Here is a 26,407-nt window from a genome sequence, read left to right as displayed (position 1 = left end):
TTCATTGGATTGATCATATCTTATTGGTTTTCGAGCTCTTCCTTGCTTACCAGACTAACTAAAGCGTTTACAGCCTGTTCGGCATCCGCGCCTTCTGCACTAATCTGGATTTCCGTACCTGTGCTAATTGCAAGGCTCATGATCCCCATGATACTTTTTGCATTAACTTTTTTGTCGTCCTTCTCGACGAACACTTCAGACGAGTACTTATTCGCTTCTTGAACGAACAGTGCCGCAGGTCTGGCATGGAGACCCGTTTTCAAACGGACAACTACCGGGTGCTTTGTCATGGAAACTTACCCCCTATTATGAAATCTGGACATTAAATACACAATTATATTTAAACAACATTATACCATTAACCCGTGCAGGACACTAGAAGAAAAAACTCAGGGTGCTTTGACGGGCATTATCTTGCCCTATTTCATCTTTTGCACAGCGCATCCAATGACCTAAGTAAGTCCCCTAGATCCTTAACGGTTGACTTCCCCGACCTTTCTGTTCAGCAGAAACAGCCGACCTTGTTACTTTACCCTACTCCGTCTTAACCATAACGTTCTGTGCGTACTTTCTCAGCCAGCTCATCAATTTTACGAAGCCGATGGTTCACTCCCGACTTGCTGACTGTACCTTTAAGGAGCTCGCCAACTTCCTTCAAGTTAATATCCGGATGAGCTAGTCGAACCTCCGCCACCTCGCGAAGTTTCTCAGGCAGCGATTCCAAACCAACTTCCTTTTGTAACAACCGGATATTATCGATTTGTCTTACCGCGGCTCCAATCGTTTTGTTCAGGTTGGCGGTCTCACAATTGACAATCCGGTTAACGGAGTTACGCATATCTCGCATAATTCGTACATCCTCAAACTTGAACAAGGCCTGATGAGCACCAATGATGCTGAGCAGCTCAATGATTTTCTCGCCTTCCTTAATGTATAGGATGAATCCTTTTTTCCGTTCTATACACCGTGCATTCAGATGAAATTCATTGGCCAGGTCAACTAGTGCCTGACAGTGCTCTTCATACATGGATGCAATCTCCAGATGGTACGAGGAACCTTCCGGGTTATTAACCGATCCACCTGCGAGAAATGCACCGCGAAGATAGGCCCGTTTACAACAGTTTTGCTGAAACAACTCCGTACTGATCCCTGGGGTAAAGAGAAAGCCCTCAGATACAATATGAAGACTATTGAGAATTTCCTGTACCATGGTTGGAATACGAACAATATATACATTGTTCTTTTTCAGCCGCATTTTTTTGCGGACCAGTAATTCCGTATGCACTTGAAAATGCTTTTTAAGCAGAGAGTATGCCCGTCTTGCAATCGCGGCATTCTCCGTCGAAATATCCAAGATCACTTTTTTATTCGATAACTGCACTGCACCAAGCATACGGATGAGGGCTGAAAGTTCCGCCTTTTCGCAGCACGGTTCGCTCTCGATCATGGTTAATTCTTTTTTGGTCTGTGCTGCAAACGACATGGGACTTCACCTCTTCCGTAACATCCAATTTTGTACCAGTTGGTAGATGTGATGACTTAACTTGTCGGCATCATGACGCAGATAGGTTTTGAACAAAACAAGTGTATCTGCAACCACCTGATAACCGGCACTTTCGAGTACATTCATATCCAGCACAACCGGTTTTGCTCCTTTTTCCGCATACTTATTTTGCACTTGCAGCGGAATGTCACCATTATTTACGATAACATAGTCGAAGAGCTGATGACCTATATGCTCGTGTACCGCCTTAAGGTGGTCACTTACCGTATAGTTATCCGTTTCTCCCGGCTGTGTCATCACATTACAGATAAACATCTTCACCGCATCAGCCTCTACCACAGCTTCTGCAAGCTTAGGTACGAGTAAATTGGGAAGGATGCTTGTATAGAGGCTGCCTGGCCCGATCAGAATAGCATCAGCTTGACGAATCGCCTCTACTGCCTCTGGCAACGGCTCCACGTGATCCGGTTCAAGGAAAACACGTTTGATGCGTCCACCCGCCTCAGGGATTTTGGACTCACCTGTAATAATTGTCCCATCTTCCATCTCCGCATGCAACACAACGGCCTGCCCGGCTGCTGGCAATACCTCACCTCGAACGGCAAACACGCGGCTAAGCTCCCGCACTGCGGTCACAAAGTCGCCCGAAATATCCGTCATTGCAGCCAAAATCAAATTTCCCAAGCTGTGGCCTGCAAGCCCCGCGCCTGTATTGAAACGGTACTTCAACATATCTGAAAGCAATGGTTCTACATCAGCCAGTGCCGTAAGCACGTTGCGAATGTCGCCCGGAGGCGGCATCTGTAGCTCATTGCGCAGGATGCCTGAACTTCCACCGTCATCTGCAACTGTGACGATGGCCGTGATATCCAGCGGCTTCTCTTTCAAACCGCGCAACATCACGGATAATCCGGTTCCGCCGCCCATTACAACTATTCTCGGACGTTCTCTTCGTGGTCCGGCCTCTTTCATCCCTTCACCCTCTTCAATGACGGTCCCGGTCAGCGTCGCGATGGCTCACGGTAACAGCTTCTGTCTCGCTGCTTCCCAACATCTTGCCCAAATATTCCGATATTGCTACCGAACGATGCTTGCCTCCGGTACAGCCGATTCCAATAATAACCTGGCTTTTGCCTTCCTTCCGGTATTGCGGAATCAGGAAATGCAGCATATCCAGCAGCTTGGTCAGAAATGCCTGTGTCTCTGGCCACTTCATAACATATTCGTACACATCACTATTCTGTCCCGTATTCGGTCGCAAATGATCGATATAATGTGGATTAGGTAAAAAACGTACATCAAACACCAGATCAGCATCAATCGGAATGCCATACTTGAATCCAAACGACGTAATATTCACCGATAGCATTTGGCTCTCGAGATGAGAAAAACGGGATATGATACGTTCTTTCAGTTGAGCAGGCTTCATCGTACTTGTATTCAGTACCTGAGTCGCAGAGTTTTTGAGTTCCTCCAACATCTTGCGTTCCAGTCGGATGCCGTCCAGCGGCATGCCCTCAGGAGCCAGTGGATGTCTGCGCCTGCTTTCTTTGTAACGCTGAACAAGTACAGAATCTGTAGCATCCAGGAATAAAATTTCGCAATGAATGGTAAAATGATCTTTAATATAGTTCAAAGACTCGGACAGAGCTGTAAAGAATTCACGCCCGCGCAGATCGATAACCAATGCAACCTTACCAATCTTGCCGTTTGACTGTTCAATTAGTTCCGCAAATTTTGGAATCAATACCGGCGGCAGATTATCCACACAGAAGAAACCCAGATCCTCTAGGCTTTGTACTGCAATGGTTTTACCTGCTCCGGACATGCCCGTAATGATAATGAGCGTGGCGCCTGTGCCTGGTGATCCTTCACCTTCAAGCATAAATGTCCCCTCCTTATCATATTGCTGTCTTCATATATTGTTACGAGGATACTAGGAACGCAAGAGAAGACCTGCTGCACCCACAATACCTGCATTATTACCAAGTGTAGCTTCCAGAATCTGAACCCCATCTTGCAACGGTTCTGGCGTCAGCTTAGCAAACACAGTACGGATTTCATCAAACAAGAAATTGCCCGCTTTGGATACACCTCCACCAATAATGAACATCTCCGGGTTAATGACAGCTGCTACAGTAGCCATGGATTTGCCCAGGTAAAAGGCCGCACGATTCACAATGCGTTGTGCCACTTCATCGCCTGCCTTGGCAGCATCAAATACTTCCTTGGCTGCAATCTTGTCGACGAGTGCCAGTGACGTATGATCCCCGCGCTCTACGGCATCCTTCGCCATACGGATAATACCCGTTGCAGACGATACTGTTTCTACACATCCCATTTTACCACAACCACACTTGATGGCCTCCAGATCAGGTACAACACTGATATGACCCAGTTCTCCCGCCATACCGGAGAAACCCTGATAGATGTTGCCATTCAAGATCAAGCCTCCGCCAACACCCGTACCGAGTGTATAACATACGCAGTTGTCTACGCCTTTGCCGGCACCTGCCCATACTTCACCCAGTGCAGCCACGTTTGCATCGTTATCTATTTTGATTGGCTTGCCCAGACGTTCTTCCAGAATCGAACGAATGGCCACATTCCGAAATCCGATGTTAGGGGCATGAACGATAATTCCCTCGCGTACATTCGTGAAACCGGCCACTCCAGCACCTACACCCTCAAGCTGTTCCCAACTGTAAGGTGATTCGGCTACGATATGTCGGACATACTTCTCGATGTTGGCGATGACCGTGTCTACGCCCTTATCCACTTCAGTCGGTCCTTCATACGTATGCATTAGCTGACCTTGTTCATCGCATATACCGACCTTGATTGCTGTTCCGCCGAGATCGACCCCAACGTAGATTTTCTCAGACATGCTGCAAGCCACCTTTATCTATCTAAAATAGTTTAAGTCCTACGTACCAACTATAATTGAAGGATACGCCTGGGTCAAGACGAGAAGACCTCTAGTACCTCCTGCTCCGCCGGGGTTGTGAACCACATCACACACCGTTTTTGAATACGTATACATCCTCATTACCTTCATTTATAAACGCACGCTTCATTCCTTCCTCCATAACAGAGGGAGCCTCAACTCATGATATTGCATCTTCACTTGTTCCATTCATAAAAGATCAACATCGTCCCCTCATATAGGTGACTCATCTTATGCACCCCGCCACCTGTCATTCTTACGCAGAAAGCTATCTAATGACGGTATTGCCAACAAAAAAAGAGCCTTCCATCCACAGGAAGGCTCCCTTACTTTTATGAAAATCTGAAATTGTAGAAATTGGGCTGACTCAGTTGATTTTTCTACGTTATAACTTCGTTTCCACACGTACCGGCTCTTCCGTCTTCTCCATCTTGTTCACATCCAGAATATCGAGCAGGAAGACAAAGATCGGAATACCAATGATCAGTCCCCAGATCCCCAGGAAGTGTTGCGACAGAATCAGTACGATAAAGGTGTAGAACATTGGCAATTTGGTCTTGTGTGCCATCAGTTTTGGATTCAGGAAGTACGTCTCCAAAGCATGAATAACAATAATCATGATGATCACAATAATGCTTAATTTCAGTCCACCCATCTGATACCCAATCAGACAGAGCGGTACAAGTGAGATGATAACCCCCGCAACGGGAACCAGACTGAGCATGAACACCAAAATGGTCAGAGCGAACAGATACGGGAAACCCAGAATCCATAAGCCCAGTATCGTCAGTACCGTATTAAACACCGCAATAAGAAGCTGTGCCTCAATGACTTTACCAAAAGAAGATACGAACTTGTCTCCCAGATAAGCAACTTCATTGTAGAACCATCCAATTTTACTTGTTTTGAACTTGGACGTGAACTTGGATATCTCCTGCTTCTGCAACAAGAAGAACAGACTCAGAATGATGACGAGCAGAATAAACTCCAGCCATTTGCTCAAAGCGAAAATATATTTCAATGCATCATTGGTGTAATTTTTAATATCGAAGGATTGAAGATAACCCGCAATTTTGGACGCAAAATTATCACCGTCTGCACTATCCAGAAATTTCATAATCTCGTTTGTCAACTGAACGACCTGATCCACGATCCGTGGTGAATATCTGGAAATGCCAAGCACAATGACTGCAATCACAATCATATAGAGTAGGATGACCACAACTTTATAATTGATTGGAAACAACCGATTCAAACCACCTGTAATGAAATGCTGTAACCTGTTCATGACATACGTCACCAGGAACAACAGCAGAATCATGTGCAGCATACTCCCCATACTGAACAAAATTAAACAGAACAAGAGCAGGATTAAAAATCGTCTCACTGTCGCATTCTGTAACCAATCTTTTATCATTTCCCCCAAAATCTTCACCTCACAGCTAATATGCCCTATATGTATACGATCTCATGCCCACTGTAGTTTCAAAAAAAGAGAAGCCTTCCGGCTTCTCTCATTTCATGAGACTTCCCGTTGTCTCTTATTCCCAGCATATGCCTAACCTCACGCATGTAATGCTTATTTATCCAACGTTTCGCTCCAATCATGGACAATGCTTCCTTCAAGGAACTTCTCACAATCCATTGCCGCCATACATCCTGATCCTGCAGCCGTAATAGCTTGACGATACTTCGTATCTTGAACATCGCCACAGGCAAATACACCTGGAATATTGGTCTCCGTTGTTCCGGGTTTAACGACAACATAGCCATGTTCGTCCAGTGCAATCGCATTACCCAGGAATCCGGTATTCGGTGTGTGACCAATGGCAACGAATACGCCATCTGCTTCAAGCAACTCTTCCTGCCCCGTCTCGTTGTTGCGCACTTTCAGCCCTTTGACACCCAAAGCTTCTGGTACGACTTCGAGTGGAGTACGGTTCAGCGCCCACTTCACCTTTTCATTGCTGCGAGCCCGATCCTGCATAATCTTGGATGCACGTAATTCATCCCGGCGGTGAACCAATGTCACGTCTGTTGCAAAACGAGTCAGGAAACTCGCTTCCTCCATCGCGGAGTCTCCACCGCCCACGACCACGATTTTTTTGCCACGGAAGAAGAAACCGTCACATGTCGCGCATGTACTTACACCACGTCCCACATTTTCCTGCTCGCCCGGAATACCGAGATAACGAGCGGAAGCACCTGTGGAGATAATGATCGATTCAGCTTCCAGTTCACCGATTCCTCCAACTTTGACCTTGAAGGGCGGTTTGCTGAAATCAACCTCTTCCACCCAACCGTTTTTGAATTCCGCTCCAAAACGTTCAGCTTGCTTACGCATGTTGTCCATCAGTTCCGGACCCATGATACCTTGCGGGAAACCGGGGAAATTCTCAACTTCCGTTGTCGTCGTCAATTGACCACCCGGCTGAAGACCTTCGATAACCAGTGGTTTCAGATTAGCACGAGCCAGATATATCGCTGCTGTCAGACCCGCAGGTCCCGTTCCGATCACAATCGTTCTGTATTTAGACATATAGATACAGCCTCCTTAATTAAGGTGAGAATGTGTTGTACTAGCGATGAACTTGCCAAGATGATATCCTACAGGCGTTTACGAAGCCCATTCGTTAAGTTTACCCGTTTTCCCGGTTGTTGTATCCTTCACCTGATGATGTCTTTCTGAAAACGAGTTGAAGCGAACTTTCTATACTAGTGGTGGCTTGCTGTTACAAACCGAATGAATCTGTTTAGCATACTTGCTAACCGTTGATGCCGATATCCCATACCGCTCAGCAATGCTTTGATAGGTAACGGGCCGACTGTGATTCTTCGCTGCCAAATATTCAAGTCCTGCAGCCCAACCCTCAATCTGCTTCGTACCCGGAACTTCCGGATGTACCCGGGATACATAATCCGTCCAGAGCCGTTCCATCTCTTGCTGCAACTCAGCCTTTGCTTCAGACATCTGTAACGCACGATCAACAACCGCCTGCCAATGGGAGGTTGAACCAGTGTCCAATTGCTCTGATGTGGATGGAACCTTCCCAATAGACTTCAAGGCTACAGGAGAAAAGGGTCGAACCACCTGAGAACTCCGATCCTCATGTTCAGCCGATTTCAATCCGTTCAGTACAGTTTGTGCTGCCTCAAGTAGATCCTGTTCTTCTCCAGTCTCTTCAATGAAAGATTGCAGAGCCTGCTGCACCTCATAGTCACCGATCATCCCAAGCGCATGAATAACCTGTAGCTTGGTTGCCCGATCACCATGACGCAATGCCCAGAAGAAGGATGAGCGAATCAGTGGATCATTCTTCATTTCTTCAGGTATGCCACTACCGTAGTTCTCCCACTGTCTGAATTGCTCATCAAATGGCAGATGATAGTGATAGCTCAGCTTCTCTGGCTCTTGCTCGCCTTGTTTTACAGCCTCAAGACCTGACAGATAATACCGGGATACTTCGGAACCCGGATCAAGCTTGGACACATGATGCCATAAACGCTCAGCAGCATCATAACGTTCTGTATTATAAGCCGCCACTGCTGCATAGTGAGCAAGTGCCGGATCAGCAGCTGTCTCTTCGTCCTTGAGCAAACGCCGGAAGTGAACATAAGCCGTATCGTGTTGGCCCAGAATTCCCATCGTTGTCGCCAGTTTGTAGACTTGTTCGTGCTGGAATGGCACGATGACCCGCAATTTTTTGATCAAAAGCAGCACTTGATCAGCCCGGTTCTCATTTTGATGGAAAATGGCCAGATTACAGAGTGCATGCAGATTACCTGGTTCCTGTTCAAGCACTTCGGCAATAGTCTCTTTTGCTTTGGGAAACAGACCCATATAATAGTAGGCGAGTGCCAGATTGTTACGGGCAGCCAAGTAATCAGGATAATCAGAAGACATGCCTTCGAGCAATTCAGCAGCCTGTGCAAATTTTCCTTCTTCCAGCAGTTCCCGTGCCTGATCGTGCTCCACTACACCTTTGCGTGATTTGATTCGATTCAGTTTAGTCGGACGATCCAGCTCATAATACAGAAGCTCCATCATCTCTTCGGCTTCCGTCATGAACTGACCTTGAGTGTCCTCCTCCAGATAGGTAACAAGTGCTTGCTCGGCTTCCTCAAACCGATCCATATTTGCATAATTGTTCGCCATATAAAAATAACATTCCGTCATCGACGGATCTACCACTTCCAGCACGTTAGCCAGAATGGCATTGGAGGCTTCGTAATCCCCCTTCTCCGATAATATACCCGCCATATTACAATGATTTACCGGATTTTCCGGTTCGTATTCAACAGCTTTGCGAAAATATTTTAATGCCTTGTCGACATGATTACGGTCCAGCGAGCGGACAGCTCTTTCAAAGAAGAAAGAAGCATCCAAGTGAATCGGTATAATATTGGCAAGGTGTCCCTCAGCCCGCACTAGCTTGCCCTTCATCTTCCAAGGCACCTCCTCTTTGCATTTCATTCATACTCTTCAGTATACCACATCTTAAGGCCCACTTCTCAATATGTAGTTTCATGTCGTTTATGAAAAAAATGCAAAAGAAGATGATATTCCATTTTGCGGAAACCTATCACCTTGGAGCGTTGTTTATTCAAAGGAAAACCATGTTTACCTAGAGACTCCTACACTCACTTACCATAGGCTCTCTTTGCAGTATTGCATTAGTCTATTCTTGTCGGTTACGCGGCGTCTAACTGGATTCGGACCGGTTATAATGAGATGAGTGGCCTATGGTATTATTATCCTTATTGTCCTTTTTAGTAGTTTATCTCCATTAAAAATCAATCAACGTATATTAGCTCTGACGGTCAGCCTCTTTTTCGCGTATGTAATAAAAAATAAATATTTTAAGGGGATGTTATATTGAGAATCTCAAAGATAAAACCACTTATATTCATCTTAATCTGCTTGTTTGCTTTGAATGGATGTTCAAAAGATATAGAAAACATAGAAAATCAGTTCACATTAGAGGATGTACTGAGCGCGCTCGAGTCTCAAGAACTGGATTTAGTGTCCTTTGGTATAACCGGATATCCTTTGAAATTAGATGATGTTGTACCTGAGGTGTACTCCGTGGAAGTGCCCGTGGAAGAAGAACCATATAGCCCTGAATTTATACATTTTTATATTTTCAATTCAGAAAAGGGTCGCATCAACGGGACAAAAGAATTCAATAAACATATGGAAAGCGCCCAATTCACAACATTCCCTTTTCTATATGAGAAAGGAAATGTTCTTATCGTTTACTGGAGCAAAACCAAAGATGATCCTCTGTTCACTAAACCAATCGAAACTGCGTTAGAGCAACTGAAATGATCATAGTTCATACATTACTGGACTGAGCTGGACAGTGGGAATATCATTTTAGAACGTTAATTGCAGTCATTCGTCGTTCGTAAAAAAAGAAGACCGAGCATTTGGGCTCGGTCTTCTAACTATTATGGCTTAAATATCTAATAAATCTAGATCTTCGACGCCATCGAAGGAGAAAGTGAAATATGAACGGTTTTATCAAACGGCGTCATGAAATTGACCAGCACAACCTTACACTTGTCCGGCAGTTTTGCCTCACGTACCGTTGCCGCCAGATGACCCAGTTCGCCCCCGGTGATCTCCAGCCAGTCTTCTCCGCAGGTATAGCGTAATGTACCGCCTTTCCACAAATAGTGACCCTCACTCGTTTCAATCGCATCCTCACAGGTCAGCTCACCTTCGCTTCCGAATACAAAGGATAACTGCATCATAATGTCCTCCGGTTCCTGTCCAGATAGATGCATGTTCCATCCGTTTTCCGTTGGCTGTAATTCTGCTCCTACACGGAATGTCTGCTCATGAGTAAGCTGACGACTCTGATGAGGTAACAAATACCATGGACTTATATCTGATGCAGCCGACTCTGGCAGCAGGTTCGCAGGGATTGGGCCGTAATAACCTTTTTTCTGCTCACCAGTTAGTCGATAGCCTTCGGACAGCCTCGTCATTTGCTGCATAGGTACATACCCTGGATTAAAGTAAGAGGCCAGTTGCACAGCCAGCAGGCGCACCTTGCCATGACGAAGCGCGAAGAAAGAAGGAACTTCTGTCATCACAGTCACACTTGTAGCACCATCCCGAATTCGGGCTACCGGAGCCCCAAAATCCGTATGCATCCGACTGTGAGAGATCCGTCCGTGATGCCCCACTGAGTCCATCTGCTCCAAATATTCTTCCCGTACAAAATGTTCATTCAGCATGACCTCATACTGTTCCGGTAATGCATCACGTGTATCATTCGTCTGCTGAAGCTCCGGCTCAAGCATTAATCGAATGAGCGTATTCACAGAACATACTCCCGGATCTGTCAATGTATCTCCAGCCCAGGCTGCCATACCTGCAAAGAGTGGATCACCGTCCAGCCGAGCCAAAATGGCATAAGGCAGATAATAAGGTGACAGATCATGAACACTGCCCAGATCCTGTCGCCCTGAATAATCCGTAACAATTTCACCCGTTGGATGGACCAGATACACCATCATGCGGAGATTAAGCCTCACTGGTTCCAGCAGTTCAGGACGATTGAGCAGGCGCGCAGCATGAATTAACATGATGTCGCTAACTGCGCTGTATATCCCATTGCTCCGTTCTGTCCACTCCCCATCAGGTGTAATATCCATGCCTTCATCCATCCACTGCTCTGCGCGCTGCACAGCTTCCTCCAGATCAAATATTTCATGCAGGAAACCAAGCGCCGCGCATAGCACCCAGCGATGATTGGGCGTATGACAACCTCCCGTAAGCATGGTTGGGATTGTCCGTTCCAGAAACAGCCTCATATTGTTCAATACAGGTTGAAGCGGCTCCCATTCTTGCTGCTGAAGAAGCTGATACAACTGTGAATACCCTACAACGACAAATGCAGTATCTGGAGGGGAATGGTAATTGGTCCAGCCAGGCGATATTGAACCGTCTTCATGCTGGAAGCGGAGTACAAATTCCGTAGCTAACAGCAGTCGATTTAACAACGATTCATCCCGGTAATAGATAGAGTCCGGATTGGAGAGCGCAGCTCCCCAGTAACACATATCCGTGGGCGTTCCAGTCGTATGGTTGACCCAGGCAACACCTGTGAAGGGATCAATTGTCCCTCCATAGTAGCGGCTTTCCGGGTCAAGCATCTGCCGGGATATGCCTCTTTCTACCGCTCTGTCATTACTGTCCACCAGTTGTTTGTACATGTGCAGTCCCCTCCATACCAATGCATTCTCCCGATGTGCGGAGTATGTTGCTTCAGTGCCTTCAATTCAGACCGGAAGCCTACTCATACCGCCCGTAGGTGAGTTCATTTTTCTCGTCAGTATATATCATATTTCTACAAAAGTCGCCAGAAAATCTGTGCTTGTTTTACTAAATACTCATGTGTCTCCGTCACTGAGGAAACAGTCGTTGAACACAGGCTGTGAACATGCAAACTGTTCCCCACTTCACCGCGCCTACTCTGTCACTCCAAGCTTCTTCATTAGCAAGTCATGACTCTCATGAATCTCTTCTGCCTTACAGGCAGACTTCAACTCATACACCTTCACCTGTGCGCGACGAATCATCGGCAGATAGGCATCATAGAAGTTCATATCCTTACTGTGTACATACGGGCACCAGTGATCCGAGAGACCAAGTGTCTCATGGATATGGACCCCTACGATATCATCCATCAGGCCTTGCATTTCTCCCACACTGTCATAAAGGCCCATTCGGTCCATCATGATGGCATGACCGGTATCGTACCAGATACCAACCGGAGCCCCTTTGAGAGCTGTGATGATGGTCTTGGCTTCGGAAAGGGTAGGAATCTGTTGTGGTCGGGATCTCGTCTCGATACCAAAACGAACATCCAGACCTTTAGCTGCCGCCCGATTACATACCTCATCGAGACTGGCGATAATTTTCTCTACATACCCTGAACTGAGAGCTTCCCGCCGCTCCATCAATTCAGCCCATTTGCTGTGATACTTCGGTGAATCCGGACCTTCCTCGTTATAGATCTTTCCAAGGTCTTTGCTGATATCCTCAGGAAAAGGTACCTCTCCCGGGTGTACAACAACAGCTTCTCCCCCATAACGTTGGGCATATTCAGCCGACTCTACCAGCAGTTCGATCGCCCGCTTACGTTTCACTTCATCTTCGAAGCCGAGCAAGATGGAATCCGTACCGTAGTCTGGATCAGGGTCATGTGGAAAGGTGTTGTGGACACTAGAAATTCCGATCTCTCCACGCTCAATCATGGGCTCAATCGTCGTGAGCATCTCCTTCGTCACATTATAATTGAGCTCCACCCGACGAAAGCCGAGATCCGCAATCTCCCGAATCATATCTTCCCCTATGGGATGTTTCCTGATGTTCCAACATGTTGAGAATGAGTATTCGCCCTTGTCTATGTGCTGCATCTGTTTTCCTTCTCCTCCCTCTGGCTAAACTTTTTACATCAGCCTTAACTCAACCTTTTACCGCGCCAAGCATCGCACCACTGACAAAATACTTTTGCAGCCACGGATAAACGAGTAGAATCGGAACGGTTGCGAAAATAACGGTTGCGGCCTTGAGACTCTCGGGAGTCAATGGCGTACGGTTAGCACCCTCCATCTGGGTAAGCTCGCTGACCATATTGTTCTGTACCATTTGGAATAACTTCAGTTGAAGCGGGTACAGCTTCGGATCATTAATATACATCAGGGAATCCTGGAATCCATTCCAGCGTCCAACCGCATAGAATAGCGCTAGTGTAGCCAGTACTGGCATGGATAGTGGCAATATAATTTTGAAGAGCGTGTGTACATGGGAACTGCCGTCAATCTCAGCGGATTCTTCCAGACTTTCAGGAATACCTCTGAAGAAGGAAATCAGGATAATCAGGTTAAACGGACTGACCAGTCCTGGCAGAATCAGTGCCCACACGGAATTAAGCAAGTTCAAGTCACGAATGAGCAAGTACTCGGGAATGATCCCGCCACTGAAGAACATCGTAATGATGATGACATACATGAAGAGCTTGCGCCCTTTCAATTTTTTCTTAGTTAACGGGTATGCAGCTGCCAGTGTGAACACCATGCACAGCACAGTAGTAGCAATGGTCAGAACTGTCGTGTAACCCAGTGAATAGATCATCGACTGATCAGAGAACACCTGGATATACGCATCCCAATTGAATTCTTTCGGGAATATGGTCACTTCGCCTGACGTAATCGCACGGTTAGAACTGAATGAGATCGCGATCGTGTGCAGAAATGGAGCCAGGCAGAATATAACAAACAAGGTGATAAAGGAGATATTAACGATATCAAAAATCCGGTTTGAGGTGCGTTCACTCATATGCGCACAGCTCCTTTACTGATGGTCTATACAAACAAGCCGATTGGCGTCTCTTCCGTTCATCCACAACCTACAAAATACCTTCACCGGTTGCTTTCTTCGAAATATAGTTAGATCCTAGCACGAATATGAGTCCCACCACTGCCTGGAACAGTCCGACGACAGTTGCCAGCGTGTATTGTCCTGATTCAAGACCAACTCTGTATACAAAGGTACTGAGTACATCGGAATATTCACGCACGGCCGTATTACCAATGATATAAGGCCGATCAAAACCGATGCTGACCATATGTCCAAGATTGAGAATAAGCAAGGTCACGATGGTTGGTTTAATACTTGGCAATGTAATATGCCAGATTCTCTTCAGCCGCGATGCTCCATCGATCTCAGCTGCTTCAAACAATTCCTTGTTGACGCCGGTTAATGCGGCCAGATATAGAATGGTTCCCCATCCTGCACTTTGCCAGACACCTGTGAAGAGATACGTCACAAGCCATGGATTTTTTTCTGTCAAAAATGGTATTGAATTTAAGCCCATGCTTTCCAGTACACCGTTAACCATACCGGATTGATTACCGAACAATTGGTACACAATTCCCCCGATGATTACCCATGAGATAAAGTGAGGAATGTACAATATCGTTTGTGAGATTTTTTTGAACCATTTGAATCGAACTTCATAAAGCATGATCGCCAGAATAATAGGAGCTGGAAATGAAACGACCAGATCAAGAAAATTCAGCATAAAGGTGTTGCGCAATGTCGTGTAGAAGTCCCGCATTCCAAATACTTCGCGAAAAGCATCAAAACCGATCCACTCACTGCCGCTGATTCCCTGAAACAGGTTAAAGTCCTTAAAGGCGATCTGTACACCGTACATCGGTCCATAACGAAAGATTAAAAAGTAGATAATGGGCAGTGAAATCAGAGCGTATAATTGCCAATACCTCTTCAAGTATGTGGTGGTCAAGTCGGTTTCCTCCTATCAACAAGGAAACGGCTGTGCCGCCAGTCCGGCGGCACACGTTCCTTTCTAGTTAAGCAGTAGTATGGGTATCTGTCTTGGAGATTGAAATGTGGAGCTACTTAATTTGCAGGAAGTGCCTGAACTGCTTCTTCAAGTTCTTTTTTCAGTTCAGTACCACCCAGAGACATGAAATCAGCCATTTCTTTTTCATATACCGCATCGAATTCTGCTGGCTTAGCCATCGCTGTTTTTACGATAATGACATTTAATTTGTCTTTGAGAGCTGTGCTGTACTTCATCTCTGCTTCAATCGGTTTGTCGAAAATGATTGGTCCTACCGTATCGGTGTTAGCAATATCAATGGATTGTTTCAGCATCTCCTGATTATTTTGCGGGAAGCCCATAATCCATGCCTTTTCATTCGTCGCTTGATCACCAATGTTTTTACCGTTCGAGATAATGGCTGTATCCCCTGCGTTAAACAGACGATCCTGCGCTTCCTGGGATGCATCCTCTTTCACTACTGGAATGCCGTCTACCAAATCATAGTTCTCGCCTTCCACACCACTGTAGATATCAATCAGATTGTTGTCAGATGCCATCCAGTCGAGATATTTGATCGCTTCGACAGAACGTTTGCTGCTCTTCGGAATCATAATGTACATACCATTTGTTCCGTAGCGTGACTTGATGTGTTTGTTGTCTGCATTTGGATTGGTGTACACATCAACCGGCAACACTTCACTGCCACTCACATTTTTATGCAAATTATCCAGTGTGCCATCTCCGTAGAACATGGCATCAACATCTTCAGACCAGTAACCTACGTTACCGTTTTGAATGTCTTTCCCTAACTGCGTTTTGTCTTCATCCAAACTGAAGTCTTTGCTGATCAGACCTTCGTTGTACAGTTTGTTCAGGAACTGCATCGATTCTTTGAATCCTTCATGCAGTGGCAATTCATACCGTTGACCATAGGTCAGGTCGCCACTAACTGGCTTGATGAATGAGTAGATGAGCGTTTCGAATTGAGCTGGTGCAAGAGCCATACCCATTGGGATGTTTTTGCTTCCGAGACCACCAGGATCTTTATCCTTGAACGCTTTCAAAGTTGTATATAATTCATCCGTGGTCTTCGGCGCTGGCAATCCCAGCTTATCGAGCCAATCCTGACGGATGTAAGAACTGTATCGGCCTGTGATAGCACGTTTACCCGGAACAGCAAACTGTTGTCCTTCCACTTGCCCAAACTTCAAAGTATCTTCACCCAGGAACTTCTTCAGGTTCGGACCGTGCTGATCAATCAACTCTCCAACATCAGTCAAACCACCCTGCTGGGCATACCGATAAAACACGCTTGAGTCATAAACAAAGACAATATCAGGGACATCCGTATTGCTAGCCATCAGGACGTTCAGCTTGGTAACTTCCTCAGAACGCTGAACGGGTACAAACTGTACGTCAATATTGTTGGGATCACCGAACTTCTCCTGAATCATTTTAGATAGATAGTTGTTCGTAATTGTGTACGGTGAAGGACTGTTACCACGGTCAAAAATCTCCACCTTTAAGGTAACGCGCTCGCCATTGCCTGATGTTCCGCCTTCAGCTGATTCTTCTGATGCTGATGAGCATCCCGCAAGTAAAGAAACGCCCATTACCATCGTAAGCGCCAAACCCATCCATTTCTTTAGACTCCCTTTGGTTGCTTTGCTTCTCATTTTGTCATCCCCTTTGGCTTTGCGTGAATGTTTAAAGCTTGCCCAGAGTATTTCACATTTTTCCGTCATCCTGCAATAAACCTCTTTCGGAAGCGCTTACAAACGGATTATGGTTTATATGTTAAGCCTATTTTCGCAGACTGATTCTTTTCCCAAAGCTGCGCTGCTCTAGGCTTTGACGGCACTCTTCGCCTCAAGGATCAGAACTGCCTGTCCCAAGTCGGATAAACCATTTTCACACACTGCCTATATTCGTAAACGGGAAAAAAACAGGAATATTAGCTTGTTATCCTGCGAAAACAGTTGCATCCGATTTAGTATAAGAGTATTGTTCAACGAAAACAGGGCGAACCTCTGCAAGCCTCTCTCCTAAGTGGAAAGTGACTACATGAAATTCACCCTGTGTTATCCTGATGTACAGATCTCAGAATAGGATCACTTTTGCTTTACTCTTCGGGTTCTCGATGTTCACGTTTCAAACGACGATAATCTCCTGGTGTAATACCCGTTACCCGCTTAAATACACGTCCCAACGTAATTCCATTTGCATACCCCACCTTCAGGGCAATATCCTGCAAAGAGTAATCGGTATTGAGCAGAAGCTGCTCCGTCTCCTTCATGCGAAGCTCTGTAACAAAATCAACAAACTTCATGTTGAATTCTGTCTTGAACAAATAACTCGCATGTTTGCCCGTAATCTGGAATCGATCGCTCAGATGTTTCAATGAAAGATCAGGATTCGCAAACTGTTCTTCGATATAATTTTTCATTTCGTTGACCATGGCTTTGTAGCTCTTGGTTTCCGTTACCGCTACATACGTTCTGAACAAGTCCGTCAGACCATCAAACAAAAGACTTTTCACATCCGCAAGCGTCTCTGCCTCTTCTACAGCACTCAACCATCTGTTGATGTTTTCTTCGGACAGCTCTTCCTGGAGTCCTTCCGACATCATGGCCACCTCTCGGCTGAGCATCTGTAACATGGCCTGAATCAGAGAACGAATCTCATCATCCGGCAGTTTGTTCTGTTCAAACGCTGTAAAGATCTCCTCCAACTGTTCCCGCCACTGTCCACTCGACATCCGGAACCGCTTAACAAAGTCCGCAATCATCTGCAGATAGGTATAGGTATCCAGCAAAGGATGCTGCGTTTCACCGCAGTCGGCTTGGCCGACATCTCCAGTCATCAACAGTTTACGTTGCATTACCGCTTCTGCGGCCGCATAGGAATCTCGTATTGTACCGATTCCCTGAGCGATAGGTCCAATGCCAAAGCTTAAGGAAATGCGTAGATTTTGTTCTACCCAAGATTTGCATTCCTCAGCTACAACACGAATCTGCCCAGACATATCCAAGTTGTTATCATTCTGTTCTTTGAACACAAAAAGGATTGCAATTCGATCCACACTAATCCATTCCGTCCAGCATTGGACTCCCGTATTACGTGACAGCTCTTGCAAAACGTTCATCAAGGCAAATTTCAGCGTATTTTGTTCACCTCTCGTGTACCTCTCCTGAAATCCCTTCTCATAACGGTTAATCTCTCCAACAACAACGACAAAACACGACGAGTCATGCACGTCATTCAATGGAGAAAGCTCTTTTAATTGCTCTGCTGCATTTTCCATGTGTTCACCATGCAACAGGGCATTGAACAACTTGCTGCGCTGCATAAGTACATTTTCCCTGCTTTTCTTGTCATAATCCATCATATGATTAATCAGATTCTCAAGCACACCGTCAATCATCTTCATCTCATCCGTGCGAGCACCTGAGTGTTCGAACGCCCGAATCTGATGAGACTCAATCCGGTTCATGATGATCTGAATGGGTTTATAGTTACGGCGAGTAATATACACGATATATACAATCGCACAGATGACAGTCACAATAGCAATGATCACCCATACATAAGATATGACCGATACCCAGCCAAATAAGTTGCCAGCCTTAATTCCACTGGATATTGTCCAGCCCAGTCTTTCTAGCGCTAGCCTATTCAGTTCCTGACCGTCTATCGAGCCCTCTTGGTCCGAATGTGCGTTATACACAACCTTACCGTCCCGATCCGTAATCGTCAGGAATGAGAGCTGACCATTAACCATACTATCTACACTCTGTTCAATGCTGCTCATCTTGATATTAATGACCAATGTGCCCTGAGAGCCAAAAGGCAAAGGCATGTCCTTGTTCACGGTTAATACGCGAATAGGGGTACGTTGAACAGAGTCCGCATCGAATTCCCGGACCGGCTGCCAGCCTGAACCGATCGACCCGGTACCCATCTGATCAATCCATGCCTTATCCGAGAAACCTTCCACTTCTCTGGAACCACTTACGGTCAGAACATGTTTATTTCGCTTGTCATATAGATAGATGGACTGAATCCATGAGGACGAATTGGATAGCTCACGTAAATTCTGCGCAATTGCATACACCGTGTCCGAGCTGGTCAGGTTTGTGTTATTAAAATAGAGTTTGTATGCCTGCTGACTCTGTACCGTTTCCAGGATGGATAGTTCAATATCCCTGATTGTGCGATCCACCGTGTCTATCATATAACTGGAGGAAATCCGGTCTGCTTTTTTTGTTTCCTCTTTAGAGATGTCATTGATGAAAACAAACGCGATGAAAATGAGTATGGTCACCGTAAGAAAAAAAATTGGGAAGTACGAGAACAATAACCGATAGTACCAATTACGCGACAATAGACCCCACTCCTCACTCCACGATGCCAATGTTCTCAGCCGTGGTTCTACTGTTCAGCATCCATCTCACCTTAGGGGCTGAATACTATATGATAACGCTATCATAACTGATTTTATGTTATTATAGCACAAGCCTCTGAGCAGCAAAGCAAGAATTGAATTCAAAGAGCAAAAACAAAAAAACCGTGCTGAGCAGACAACAACTCAGACACGGAACAGTTCATCTGGCAACACAACGTTATATCCTCGATGCTCTATATGCCAGAATCTTTAAACAATGTGGCCATGGAGCCACCATCCACAATAATGCGTACGGCGCGGGCCAGCATTGGCGCAACAGGTAACACTTTGAAGCATTCAGGGTGGTCATCTGGCAGTGCGATCGAGTCCGTAACGACCACCTCTTCAATTGACGGGTGATTCAATTTACTTACTGCACCATCCGAGAACAATCCGTGTGTTGCACATACATATACATTTTTGGAGCCACGCTCCTTCAACCCTTCCACAACATTCAGAATGGTTGTTCCAGTGTCGATCAGATCCTCAATAATAATAGGTGTCCGTCCTTCTACATCACCAATGACATGGGTAATCACCGATTCATTATGGCTTGGACGTTTCTTGATCATAATGGCAAATGGAGAATCCAGACGGTTCGCCAGCTTCTCTGCCATCGATGCTCGTCCCGCATCCGGGGAGACGACAACAGGGTTCTCGATTCCTTTGCTTAACAGATAATCACTAATCAGATCCAGTGATGTCATATGGTCAACCGGAATGTTGAAGAATCCCTGAATGGCCGCTGCGTGCAGGTCGATCGTTACCACTCGATTGGCGCCAGCCGTAGTTAATACATCTGCTACCATCTTGGCCGAGATCGGTTCCCGTGGAGCGGATTTGCGCTCTTGACGAGCATAGCCGTAATACGGAACAATGATGTTCACAGTGCGCGCTGAAGCCCTCTTTGCAGCATCAATCATCACCAACAGCTCGACAAACAGCTCATTAATCGGATGAGACAACGACTGTACCAGAAACACATCACAATTACGGATCGTTTCTTCATAATGAACGTATATTTCTCCGCTCTTGAACCTGGACAGCTTGATCTTGCCCAGTTGTACACCCAGCTTGTCACATACCTGTTCTGCCAGCTTAGGGTTCGATGAACCGGAAAAAATACGTAACGAATGCTGCATAATGCCCTCCCGAGGGTTGAAGTCCCTATATAATCCCTTATCTAAAAGCGAGTGTTCAAAAAGACCGGTTTTCAGTACCGAGAAGATGGGATAAAGCTAGAAATGGAGTAGCGGAGCGTAGGCAAAACTACGTGAGCAACGGACATTTCGGCTGAATTCCAGCTTCGATGCTGAAGATGCCATTAGGCATCCTTCGTAATCAAAGGCGGAATTTTTGAACTACCTCTAAAAGGTTATTTCCTACCCTCATTATACTCCAATGGCTTATACATTTAAAGGAATGAACGAGCGATGACGGCCTTCAAAAACAGCGACTTCCGTACAGCCCAACTCATGTAAAAGTGCTTCAGCTTCAGGCAAATAATCGCCCAGCTTCAGTGGGTCATGTGCATCAGAGCCCATGGTTAATGGAATACCCAAGCGAATGGCTTCTGTCAGCATTCTGCGACTAGGGAACATCTCGACACAAGGCTTCGATATCCCGGAAGCATTCAGTTCCATGGCGCAGCCACTTTTGGCAATAGCCTTCAACGCTGCGTTCTCCAGTGAGATACGTTCTTCTGTTTGCTCTGTTGAAGGAACAAAACCGAAGCGTTTAATGACATCCGTATGGCCCATAATATCGTACATCCCCGTGACGGCTGCCTTGCTTACGGCATCGTAGTACTGACGATATACTTCAAGGATGTCTTTGCCCTCCCAGTGATGGGTCTGGCGGAAATCCGTAATGTCCCATTCCCCGAGGAAATGAACAGAGCCAATCACATAATCCCATGGATAACGCTCAATGATCGCGCGGATCTCTGTTTCCCAGCCTTCAATATAGTCACCTTCCAGACCAACACGTACGTCAATCTGCCCACGGTAACGTTCTTTCAGGGAGAAACACTCCTCCACGTAACGCGGCAGTTCATCCATAGGCATCGCCATTTCCGGATAATATTGAGCCGGATCGACATGCAACAATGGCATGTGATCGGACAATCCAATCTGGGATAGTCCGATCTCCACACCACGCTGCACGTACTCTTCCAGTTTGCCCACGGCATGTCCACACCGCTCATGGTGTGTATGATAGTCTATACGCACGTAGCTCGCCTCCTAATCGCGGCGAGGCCGTTCATGACGGCGGCTCAGCTCTGACATAATGTCGTCCAGCGGCAGCTTGCGTTCTTGTAACAGGACGAGCAGGTGATACATCAGGTCACTGACTTCCAGACGAAGCTCGTCATTATCTTTATTTTTGGCGGCGATGATCGTCTCGGACGCTTCTTCACCGATTTTTTTCAGTATTTTGTCTACACCTTTATCAAACAGATACGTTGTATATGCACCCTCAGGACGCTCACGTTCACGCTCTGCAATAACGGATTCCAGTTCAGCCAATACCTCAAAGCGACTTTCGGAACCGGAACTTGCAGAAGCAGATGCCGCACCCGCTTCATCCGAAGCCTTGTCTGCCGATTTCTCTTGCAAACCAATGATTTCATTATGGAAACAAGTTACCGCCCCTGTATGGCAAGCCGGACCGTTCGGTTTCACCTCAACCAACAAGGTATCGCCGTCACAATCATATTTTAGGGAAGTAATCGTCTGCACGTTGCCAGATGTTGCCCCTTTATGCCACAACTCCTGACGCGAGCGTGACCAGAACCAGGTCTCACCGGATTCCAGCGACAACTTCAGGGATTCGCGATTCATATAAGCCATCATTAAAACTTCACGAGTATCTACATCCTGCACAATGGCAGGAACCAAACCTTCACTCCAACGAATGTGTTCCACAACCTGTTCCAAGGATAACTGTTCCTTGATTTCATCGCTCACTTTAGTCACGGATCTCCACCCCTTGTTCTCTCAAATGTTGTTTTAACGCCGGTACGGCGATTTCTTTGTAATGGAAAATCGTTGCGGCCAGCCCTGCGTCCGCTTTGCCTGTGGTAAATACATCATAGAAATGAGATTCCTTGCCCGCACCGCCCGATGCGATGACTGGAATACGCACAGATTTGGATACCGCTGCCGTCAGCTTCAGATCAAAGCCGTCTTTTGTTCCGTCCGCGTCCATACTTGTGAGCAGAATCTCCCCCGCGCCCAAGCTCTCAGCCTGTTTAACCCATTCCAGCGCCTTGATCCCGGAGGGTTTCCGTCCACCATGGGTATAGACTTCCCACTCGCCCCAAGCTTCGTTATACTTGGCATCGATCGCTACCACGATACACTGCGAGCCAAAGCGACGTGCACCATCTGCAATCAACTGCGGATTAAGTACCGCGGCTGTATTCACTGCAATTTTATCCGCTCCTGCACGGAGAATCCGCTTCATGTCCTCTACCTTGGAGATGCCACCACCTACCGTAAAGGGAATAGCGATCTCGCCCGCCGTCTGCCGCACGACTTCTTCCATCGTTTCGCGACCTTCTACCGAAGCGGAGATATCGAGAAAGACCAATTCGTCCGCGCCCTCGCGGTCATATAGTGCCGCCAGCTCTACCGGATCACCCGCATCGCGGAGATTAACGAAGTTGACGCCTTTGACGACCCGGCCGTCTTTCACGTCCAGACAGGGGATGATTCTTTTTGCCAGCATGCTACCTCTTCCTCTCTATCCGAATATCCCTTACTTATTGACCGCACGTACTGCTTCAGACAGATCGATGCTTCCCGTATACAGTGCTTTACCCACAATTGCTCCACCAACACCATCATCCGCGTGGCGACTCAGACGAAGCAGATCATCCATTACACTCACACCGCCTGAAGCAATAACCGTCCGTCCGCTTGCCTTAGCTAGAGACACAATCGCTTCCACATTAGGACCCTGCATCATGCCATCACGGGAAATATCCGTAAAGATAAATGTTTCTGCTCCATATGCCGCCAGTTCCTTCGCGAGCACCTCTGCTTGCACTTCCGATGTTTCAAGCCAACCGCGAGTTGCCACGTAACCGTTACGAGCGTCGATGCCAATTGCCACTTTGTCGCCATAACGTCCCAGTACTTCCTCTGTAAATGCACGATCCTCAATCGCTGCTGTTCCAATGATCAGCCGGCTAACACCCAGACCCAGCAAACGTTCTACATCAGCTACCGTACGAAGTCCGCCACCTACCTGAACAGGTACGTTCACAGCCGAGGCAATCCGCCCGATCAGCTCATCGTTAACAGGATAACCCGCTTTCGCACCATCCAGATCCACCAGATGGACATATGTACCGCCTTGTTTCTCCCAGGATAAAGCCACTTGAACCGGGTCATCGTTATACACGGTCTCCTGATTATAATCTCCCTGCACCAGTCTTACACATTTGCCGTCCCGGATATCAATCGCCGGATATAGGATAAAAGATGACATACAAGGCCTCCTGAATATGAATTAGATTTGTACGCTTTCTATAGTTAAGAAGAGATGATGTTTTACCTTTGTACAGGTGCTCCTGTCAGAGCCAAAAAGTTGCCAAGCAGCTTCATACCGAGCTCTCCACTTTTCTCTGGGTGGAATTGCATGCCGAAGTTGGATCCTCTGCCTACAATGGCTGTCACCGGATGTCCGTAATCCGTTACCGCCAGCAGATCGTCCCTGTTTTCAGTAAGCGCATGATAGGAATGGACAAAATAGACGTGACCTGCTTCAAGCCCCGTAAATAGAGGATTTTCCGCGTGCAGAAATTCCAAACGGTTCCATCCCATATGAGGAACTTTCAGCTCTCCTGGTGCGAATCGCACCACTTTACCTGGAAAAATATCCAGTCCCTCATGCTCACCATGCTCTTCACTTGAGCTGAATAACAATTGCATGCCCAAACAGATACCGAGCAGTGGTTTGGTCCCGGCAGCGGCTTCCTTCACCACCTTATCCAGTCCACTCTCACGCAGATGAACCATCGCATCACCAAAAGCACCTACGCCTGGTAAAATGACACCATCTGCGCCAAGAATCTCTTCCCGGTCACCCGTGACCAGCGCTTCGTAGCCAAGACGTTCGACCGCTTTGCCGACGCTGTGCAGGTTACCCATACCGTAATCGACAATTGCAATCGCCATCGTCTACAGCACTCCCTTCGTGGAAGGCACACCCGTTACACGTGGATCAATCATCGTTGCTTCATCCAGTGCACGTCCCAGCGCCTTAAAGATCGCTTCAATCATGTGGTGGGTGTTCTGACCATAGTGCACAATGACATGTAACGTAATCCGAGCTTCCAGCGCTAATTTCCACAGGAATTCATGTACCAGCTCCGTGGAGAAACTGCCTACTTGTTGGGAAGAGTATTCTGCACGGTATTCAAAGTGAGGTCGGTTACTCACATCAATAATGACCTGAGCGAGTGCCTCGTCCATTGGTACAAAAACACTGGCGTAACGCTTAATTCCACGTTTGTCACCCAACGCTTCTCGCAACGTCTGTCCGAGACAGATTCCGATGTCTTCAACCGTGTGATGATCGTCGATATCAATATCTCCGCGGGCCTGCACGTTCAGGTCGAATTGTCCGTGCTTTGTGAACAGATCCAGCATATGATTCAGGAAAGGTACATCCGTTTCAATCGTGGATTGTCCTGTTCCATCTACATTAAAGGCCAACTGAATATTGGTCTCGTTTGTTTTGCGGTCAACCTCTGCTTGGCGCACCGCACCTTTGTTTTCAAGTTCCACACCATTATTTTGCTTATCCATTGTCCGATTCCGCCTTTCCTTCCTGTTCTAACCTTACAGCGATTGCACGGGCATGCCCTTCAAGACCCTCATGGCGGGCCAACTCTATAATAGCCGCTCCGTTCTTCAGCAGCGCTTCTTTACTATAATAGATCAGACTCGATTTCTTGATAAAATCATCCACGTCCACTGGTGAACTGAATCGCGCAGTTCCATTGGTCGGAATAATGTGATTGGGTCCTGCAAAATAATCCCCCACCGGCTCCGAGCTGTATGGGCCGAGGAAGATCGCGCCGGCATTTTCGATCCGGCCAGCGTAAGCCATCGGCTCCTGCACCATGATCTCCAGATGCTCCGGTGCGAGCCGGTTCACCACGTCAATTCCCTCATCGATGGAATCGACCACAATAATCGCGCCATACTGCTCCACGGAAGCAGCAGCGATATCCCGCCGCGGCAGCACTTCAAGCTGCCGCTGCACTTCGCCCTGCACGGCTTCCGCCAGCGTGGCCGAATTCGTGACGAGAATGGCCGATGCCATCTCGTCATGTTCCGCCTGCGACAACAGGTCGGCGGCGACGTACACTGGATTCGCCGTATCATCGGCGAGCACCACAATCTCACTCGGCCCGGCGATACTATCGATATCGACCGCACCGTACACCTCGCGCTTCGCGAGCGCCACGTAAATATTACCCGGTCCACAGATCTTGTCGACCGGGGCAATACTCTCCGTGCCGTAAGCCAGGGCGGCGATAGCTTGAGCGCCGCCAACCCGGTACATCTCGCTCACGCCTGCTTCCGCAGCAGCAACGAGGATGTACGGGTTAATACCTTCGCCACCGTTCGTTGACGGCGGCGTCACAAGAACAATCTCCGGCACGCCTGCCACCTGTGCCGGAATCACATTCATCAGCACAGACGATGGATACGCTGCTTTGCCGCCAGGTACATAGACGCCGACCCGCTTCAGCGGTCGGATGACCTGGCCCAGCAGGCTGCCGTCCGGCTGCCAATCCATCCACGAGTTGCGTTTCTGTTTCTCATGAAACGCACGAATGTTGGCGGCGGCTTGCCGAATCGCCGTCACAAAGGATGGCTCCACGGCTGCATAAGCCGCCTGTAGCTCTTCCTGCGGCACGCGCAATTCCGCGGCCGTCAGCTTTGTGCGGTCCAGCTGCTCCGTGTAACGCAACAGTGCCGCATTACCCTCACGGCGAATGTCGCTGACAATACGCCGTACCGTTTCATTTTGCTCCGGCGTGCCATACTCCACTTCCCGCTTCAGATCAAACTCCCGTGCAGGTACAATTTTCATACGTACAACCTCCTCATCCTCTGTAATGC

23 protein-coding genes are annotated in these 26,407 nt (G+C 47.2%); 1 reads left to right on the top strand and 22 read right to left on the bottom strand.

Going from position 1 to position 26,407, the window contains the following annotated elements; genetic code table 11:
* Positions 1–20: 20 nt before the first annotated feature.
* From NST38_RS00890 to NST38_RS00855, 8 genes are all read right to left on the bottom strand, one after another.
* Positions 21–290, bottom strand: a complete 270-nt coding sequence (locus tag NST38_RS00890; protein ID WP_017691248.1) for an HPr family phosphocarrier protein — start codon at positions 288–290, stop codon at positions 21–23.
* Positions 291–544: 254 nt separating this feature from the next.
* Entirely contained in the window at positions 545–1,483 is a 939-nt protein-coding gene (whiA, locus tag NST38_RS00885) for a DNA-binding protein WhiA (protein WP_036616210.1), read from the bottom strand.
* Between the two features lie 6 nt (positions 1,484–1,489).
* Positions 1,490–2,476, bottom strand: coding sequence for a gluconeogenesis factor YvcK family protein (locus NST38_RS00880; RefSeq protein ID WP_017691250.1), 987 nt, complete (start codon positions 2,474–2,476; stop codon positions 1,490–1,492).
* Between the two features lie 13 nt (positions 2,477–2,489).
* Positions 2,490–3,389 carry an RNase adapter RapZ gene (gene rapZ / locus NST38_RS00875; RefSeq protein ID WP_017691251.1) on the bottom strand — a complete coding sequence of 300 codons (900 nt, stop codon included), beginning with the start codon at positions 3,387–3,389 and terminating at the stop codon, positions 2,490–2,492.
* A gap of 51 nt (positions 3,390–3,440) precedes the next feature.
* Positions 3,441–4,391 carry an ROK family glucokinase gene (locus tag NST38_RS00870; RefSeq protein WP_017691252.1) on the bottom strand — a complete coding sequence of 317 codons (951 nt, stop codon included), beginning with the start codon at positions 4,389–4,391 and terminating at the stop codon, positions 3,441–3,443.
* 445 nt (positions 4,392–4,836) lie between these two features.
* Complete coding sequence (locus tag NST38_RS00865; RefSeq protein ID WP_036616412.1) at positions 4,837–5,868, bottom strand: AI-2E family transporter; 1,032 nt, start codon at positions 5,866–5,868, stop codon at positions 4,837–4,839.
* 162 nt (positions 5,869–6,030) lie between these two features.
* Positions 6,031–6,990, bottom strand: coding sequence for a thioredoxin-disulfide reductase (gene trxB, locus NST38_RS00860; protein WP_036674745.1), 960 nt, complete (start codon positions 6,988–6,990; stop codon positions 6,031–6,033).
* A gap of 171 nt (positions 6,991–7,161) precedes the next feature.
* Positions 7,162–8,895, bottom strand: a complete 1,734-nt coding sequence (locus tag NST38_RS00855) for a tetratricopeptide repeat protein (protein WP_076254295.1) — start codon at positions 8,893–8,895, stop codon at positions 7,162–7,164.
* Positions 8,896–9,327: 432 nt separating this feature from the next.
* Between NST38_RS00855 and NST38_RS00850 the strand changes: the two genes are divergently transcribed.
* Positions 9,328–9,780, top strand: coding sequence for a hypothetical protein (locus NST38_RS00850; RefSeq protein ID WP_076254297.1), 453 nt, complete (start codon positions 9,328–9,330; stop codon positions 9,778–9,780).
* A 146-nt stretch (positions 9,781–9,926) separates the two neighbouring features.
* Here NST38_RS00850 and NST38_RS00845 read toward each other — a convergent pair whose 3' ends face one another.
* From NST38_RS00845 to hisD, 14 genes are all read right to left on the bottom strand, one after another.
* A complete protein-coding gene (locus tag NST38_RS00845; RefSeq protein ID WP_076254299.1) occupies positions 9,927–11,678 on the bottom strand; it encodes a hypothetical protein in 1,752 nt (583 codons plus the stop codon).
* Between the two features lie 255 nt (positions 11,679–11,933).
* The gene (locus NST38_RS00840; RefSeq protein ID WP_036616197.1) at positions 11,934–12,884 is read right to left on the bottom strand and encodes a sugar phosphate isomerase/epimerase family protein; all 951 of its coding nucleotides are present in this window, start codon (positions 12,882–12,884) and stop codon (positions 11,934–11,936) included.
* A 49-nt stretch (positions 12,885–12,933) separates the two neighbouring features.
* Positions 12,934–13,806 carry a carbohydrate ABC transporter permease gene (locus NST38_RS00835; RefSeq protein WP_036616194.1) on the bottom strand — a complete coding sequence of 291 codons (873 nt, stop codon included), beginning with the start codon at positions 13,804–13,806 and terminating at the stop codon, positions 12,934–12,936.
* 70 nt (positions 13,807–13,876) lie between these two features.
* Positions 13,877–14,776: an ABC transporter permease gene (locus NST38_RS00830; protein WP_036616191.1), complete on the bottom strand. Its 900-nt coding sequence runs from the start codon at positions 14,774–14,776 to the stop codon at positions 13,877–13,879.
* Positions 14,777–14,892: 116 nt separating this feature from the next.
* A complete protein-coding gene (locus tag NST38_RS00825; RefSeq protein WP_036674794.1) occupies positions 14,893–16,494 on the bottom strand; it encodes an extracellular solute-binding protein in 1,602 nt (533 codons plus the stop codon).
* A 446-nt stretch (positions 16,495–16,940) separates the two neighbouring features.
* Positions 16,941–19,232: a helix-turn-helix domain-containing protein gene (locus NST38_RS00820; RefSeq protein ID WP_341343760.1), complete on the bottom strand. Its 2,292-nt coding sequence runs from the start codon at positions 19,230–19,232 to the stop codon at positions 16,941–16,943.
* Between the two features lie 224 nt (positions 19,233–19,456).
* The gene (locus NST38_RS00815; RefSeq protein WP_036616184.1) at positions 19,457–20,404 is read right to left on the bottom strand and encodes a ribose-phosphate diphosphokinase; all 948 of its coding nucleotides are present in this window, start codon (positions 20,402–20,404) and stop codon (positions 19,457–19,459) included.
* Positions 20,405–20,668: 264 nt separating this feature from the next.
* Positions 20,669–21,493, bottom strand: coding sequence for a histidinol-phosphatase HisJ (gene hisJ / locus NST38_RS00810; protein WP_076254304.1), 825 nt, complete (start codon positions 21,491–21,493; stop codon positions 20,669–20,671).
* Between the two features lie 12 nt (positions 21,494–21,505).
* The gene (gene hisIE / locus NST38_RS00805) at positions 21,506–22,240 is read right to left on the bottom strand and encodes a bifunctional phosphoribosyl-AMP cyclohydrolase/phosphoribosyl-ATP diphosphatase HisIE (RefSeq protein WP_370511456.1); all 735 of its coding nucleotides are present in this window, start codon (positions 22,238–22,240) and stop codon (positions 21,506–21,508) included.
* On the bottom strand, positions 22,233–22,994 hold the full coding sequence (gene hisF, locus NST38_RS00800; RefSeq protein ID WP_076254308.1) for an imidazole glycerol phosphate synthase subunit HisF: 762 nt from the start codon (positions 22,992–22,994) through the stop codon (positions 22,233–22,235). Before hisF ends, hisIE begins: the two co-directional genes overlap by 8 nt.
* Positions 22,995–23,024: 30 nt before the next feature.
* Positions 23,025–23,759 carry a 1-(5-phosphoribosyl)-5-[(5-phosphoribosylamino)methylideneamino]imidazole-4-carboxamide isomerase gene (gene hisA, locus NST38_RS00795; protein WP_036616178.1) on the bottom strand — a complete coding sequence of 245 codons (735 nt, stop codon included), beginning with the start codon at positions 23,757–23,759 and terminating at the stop codon, positions 23,025–23,027.
* Positions 23,760–23,821: 62 nt separating this feature from the next.
* Positions 23,822–24,448, bottom strand: coding sequence for an imidazole glycerol phosphate synthase subunit HisH (gene hisH / locus NST38_RS00790; protein ID WP_036616175.1), 627 nt, complete (start codon positions 24,446–24,448; stop codon positions 23,822–23,824).
* Positions 24,449–24,451: 3 nt separating this feature from the next.
* Positions 24,452–25,081 (bottom strand): imidazoleglycerol-phosphate dehydratase HisB, encoded by a 630-nt coding sequence (gene hisB / locus NST38_RS00785; RefSeq protein ID WP_036616172.1) that lies wholly within the window; start codon positions 25,079–25,081, stop codon positions 24,452–24,454.
* Positions 25,074–26,378, bottom strand: coding sequence for a histidinol dehydrogenase (hisD, locus tag NST38_RS00780; protein ID WP_076254311.1), 1,305 nt, complete (start codon positions 26,376–26,378; stop codon positions 25,074–25,076). Before hisD ends, hisB begins: the two co-directional genes overlap by 8 nt.
* Between the last annotated feature and the right edge of the window lie 29 nt (positions 26,379–26,407).

This window comes from Paenibacillus sp. FSL H8-0104 (genome assembly GCF_038050215.1).
Lineage (GTDB): Bacteria > Bacillota > Bacilli > Paenibacillales > Paenibacillaceae > Paenibacillus > Paenibacillus amylolyticus.
The sequence above is the reverse complement of the archived record's forward strand: the minus strand, read 5'-3'. Positions and strand labels throughout refer to the sequence as shown.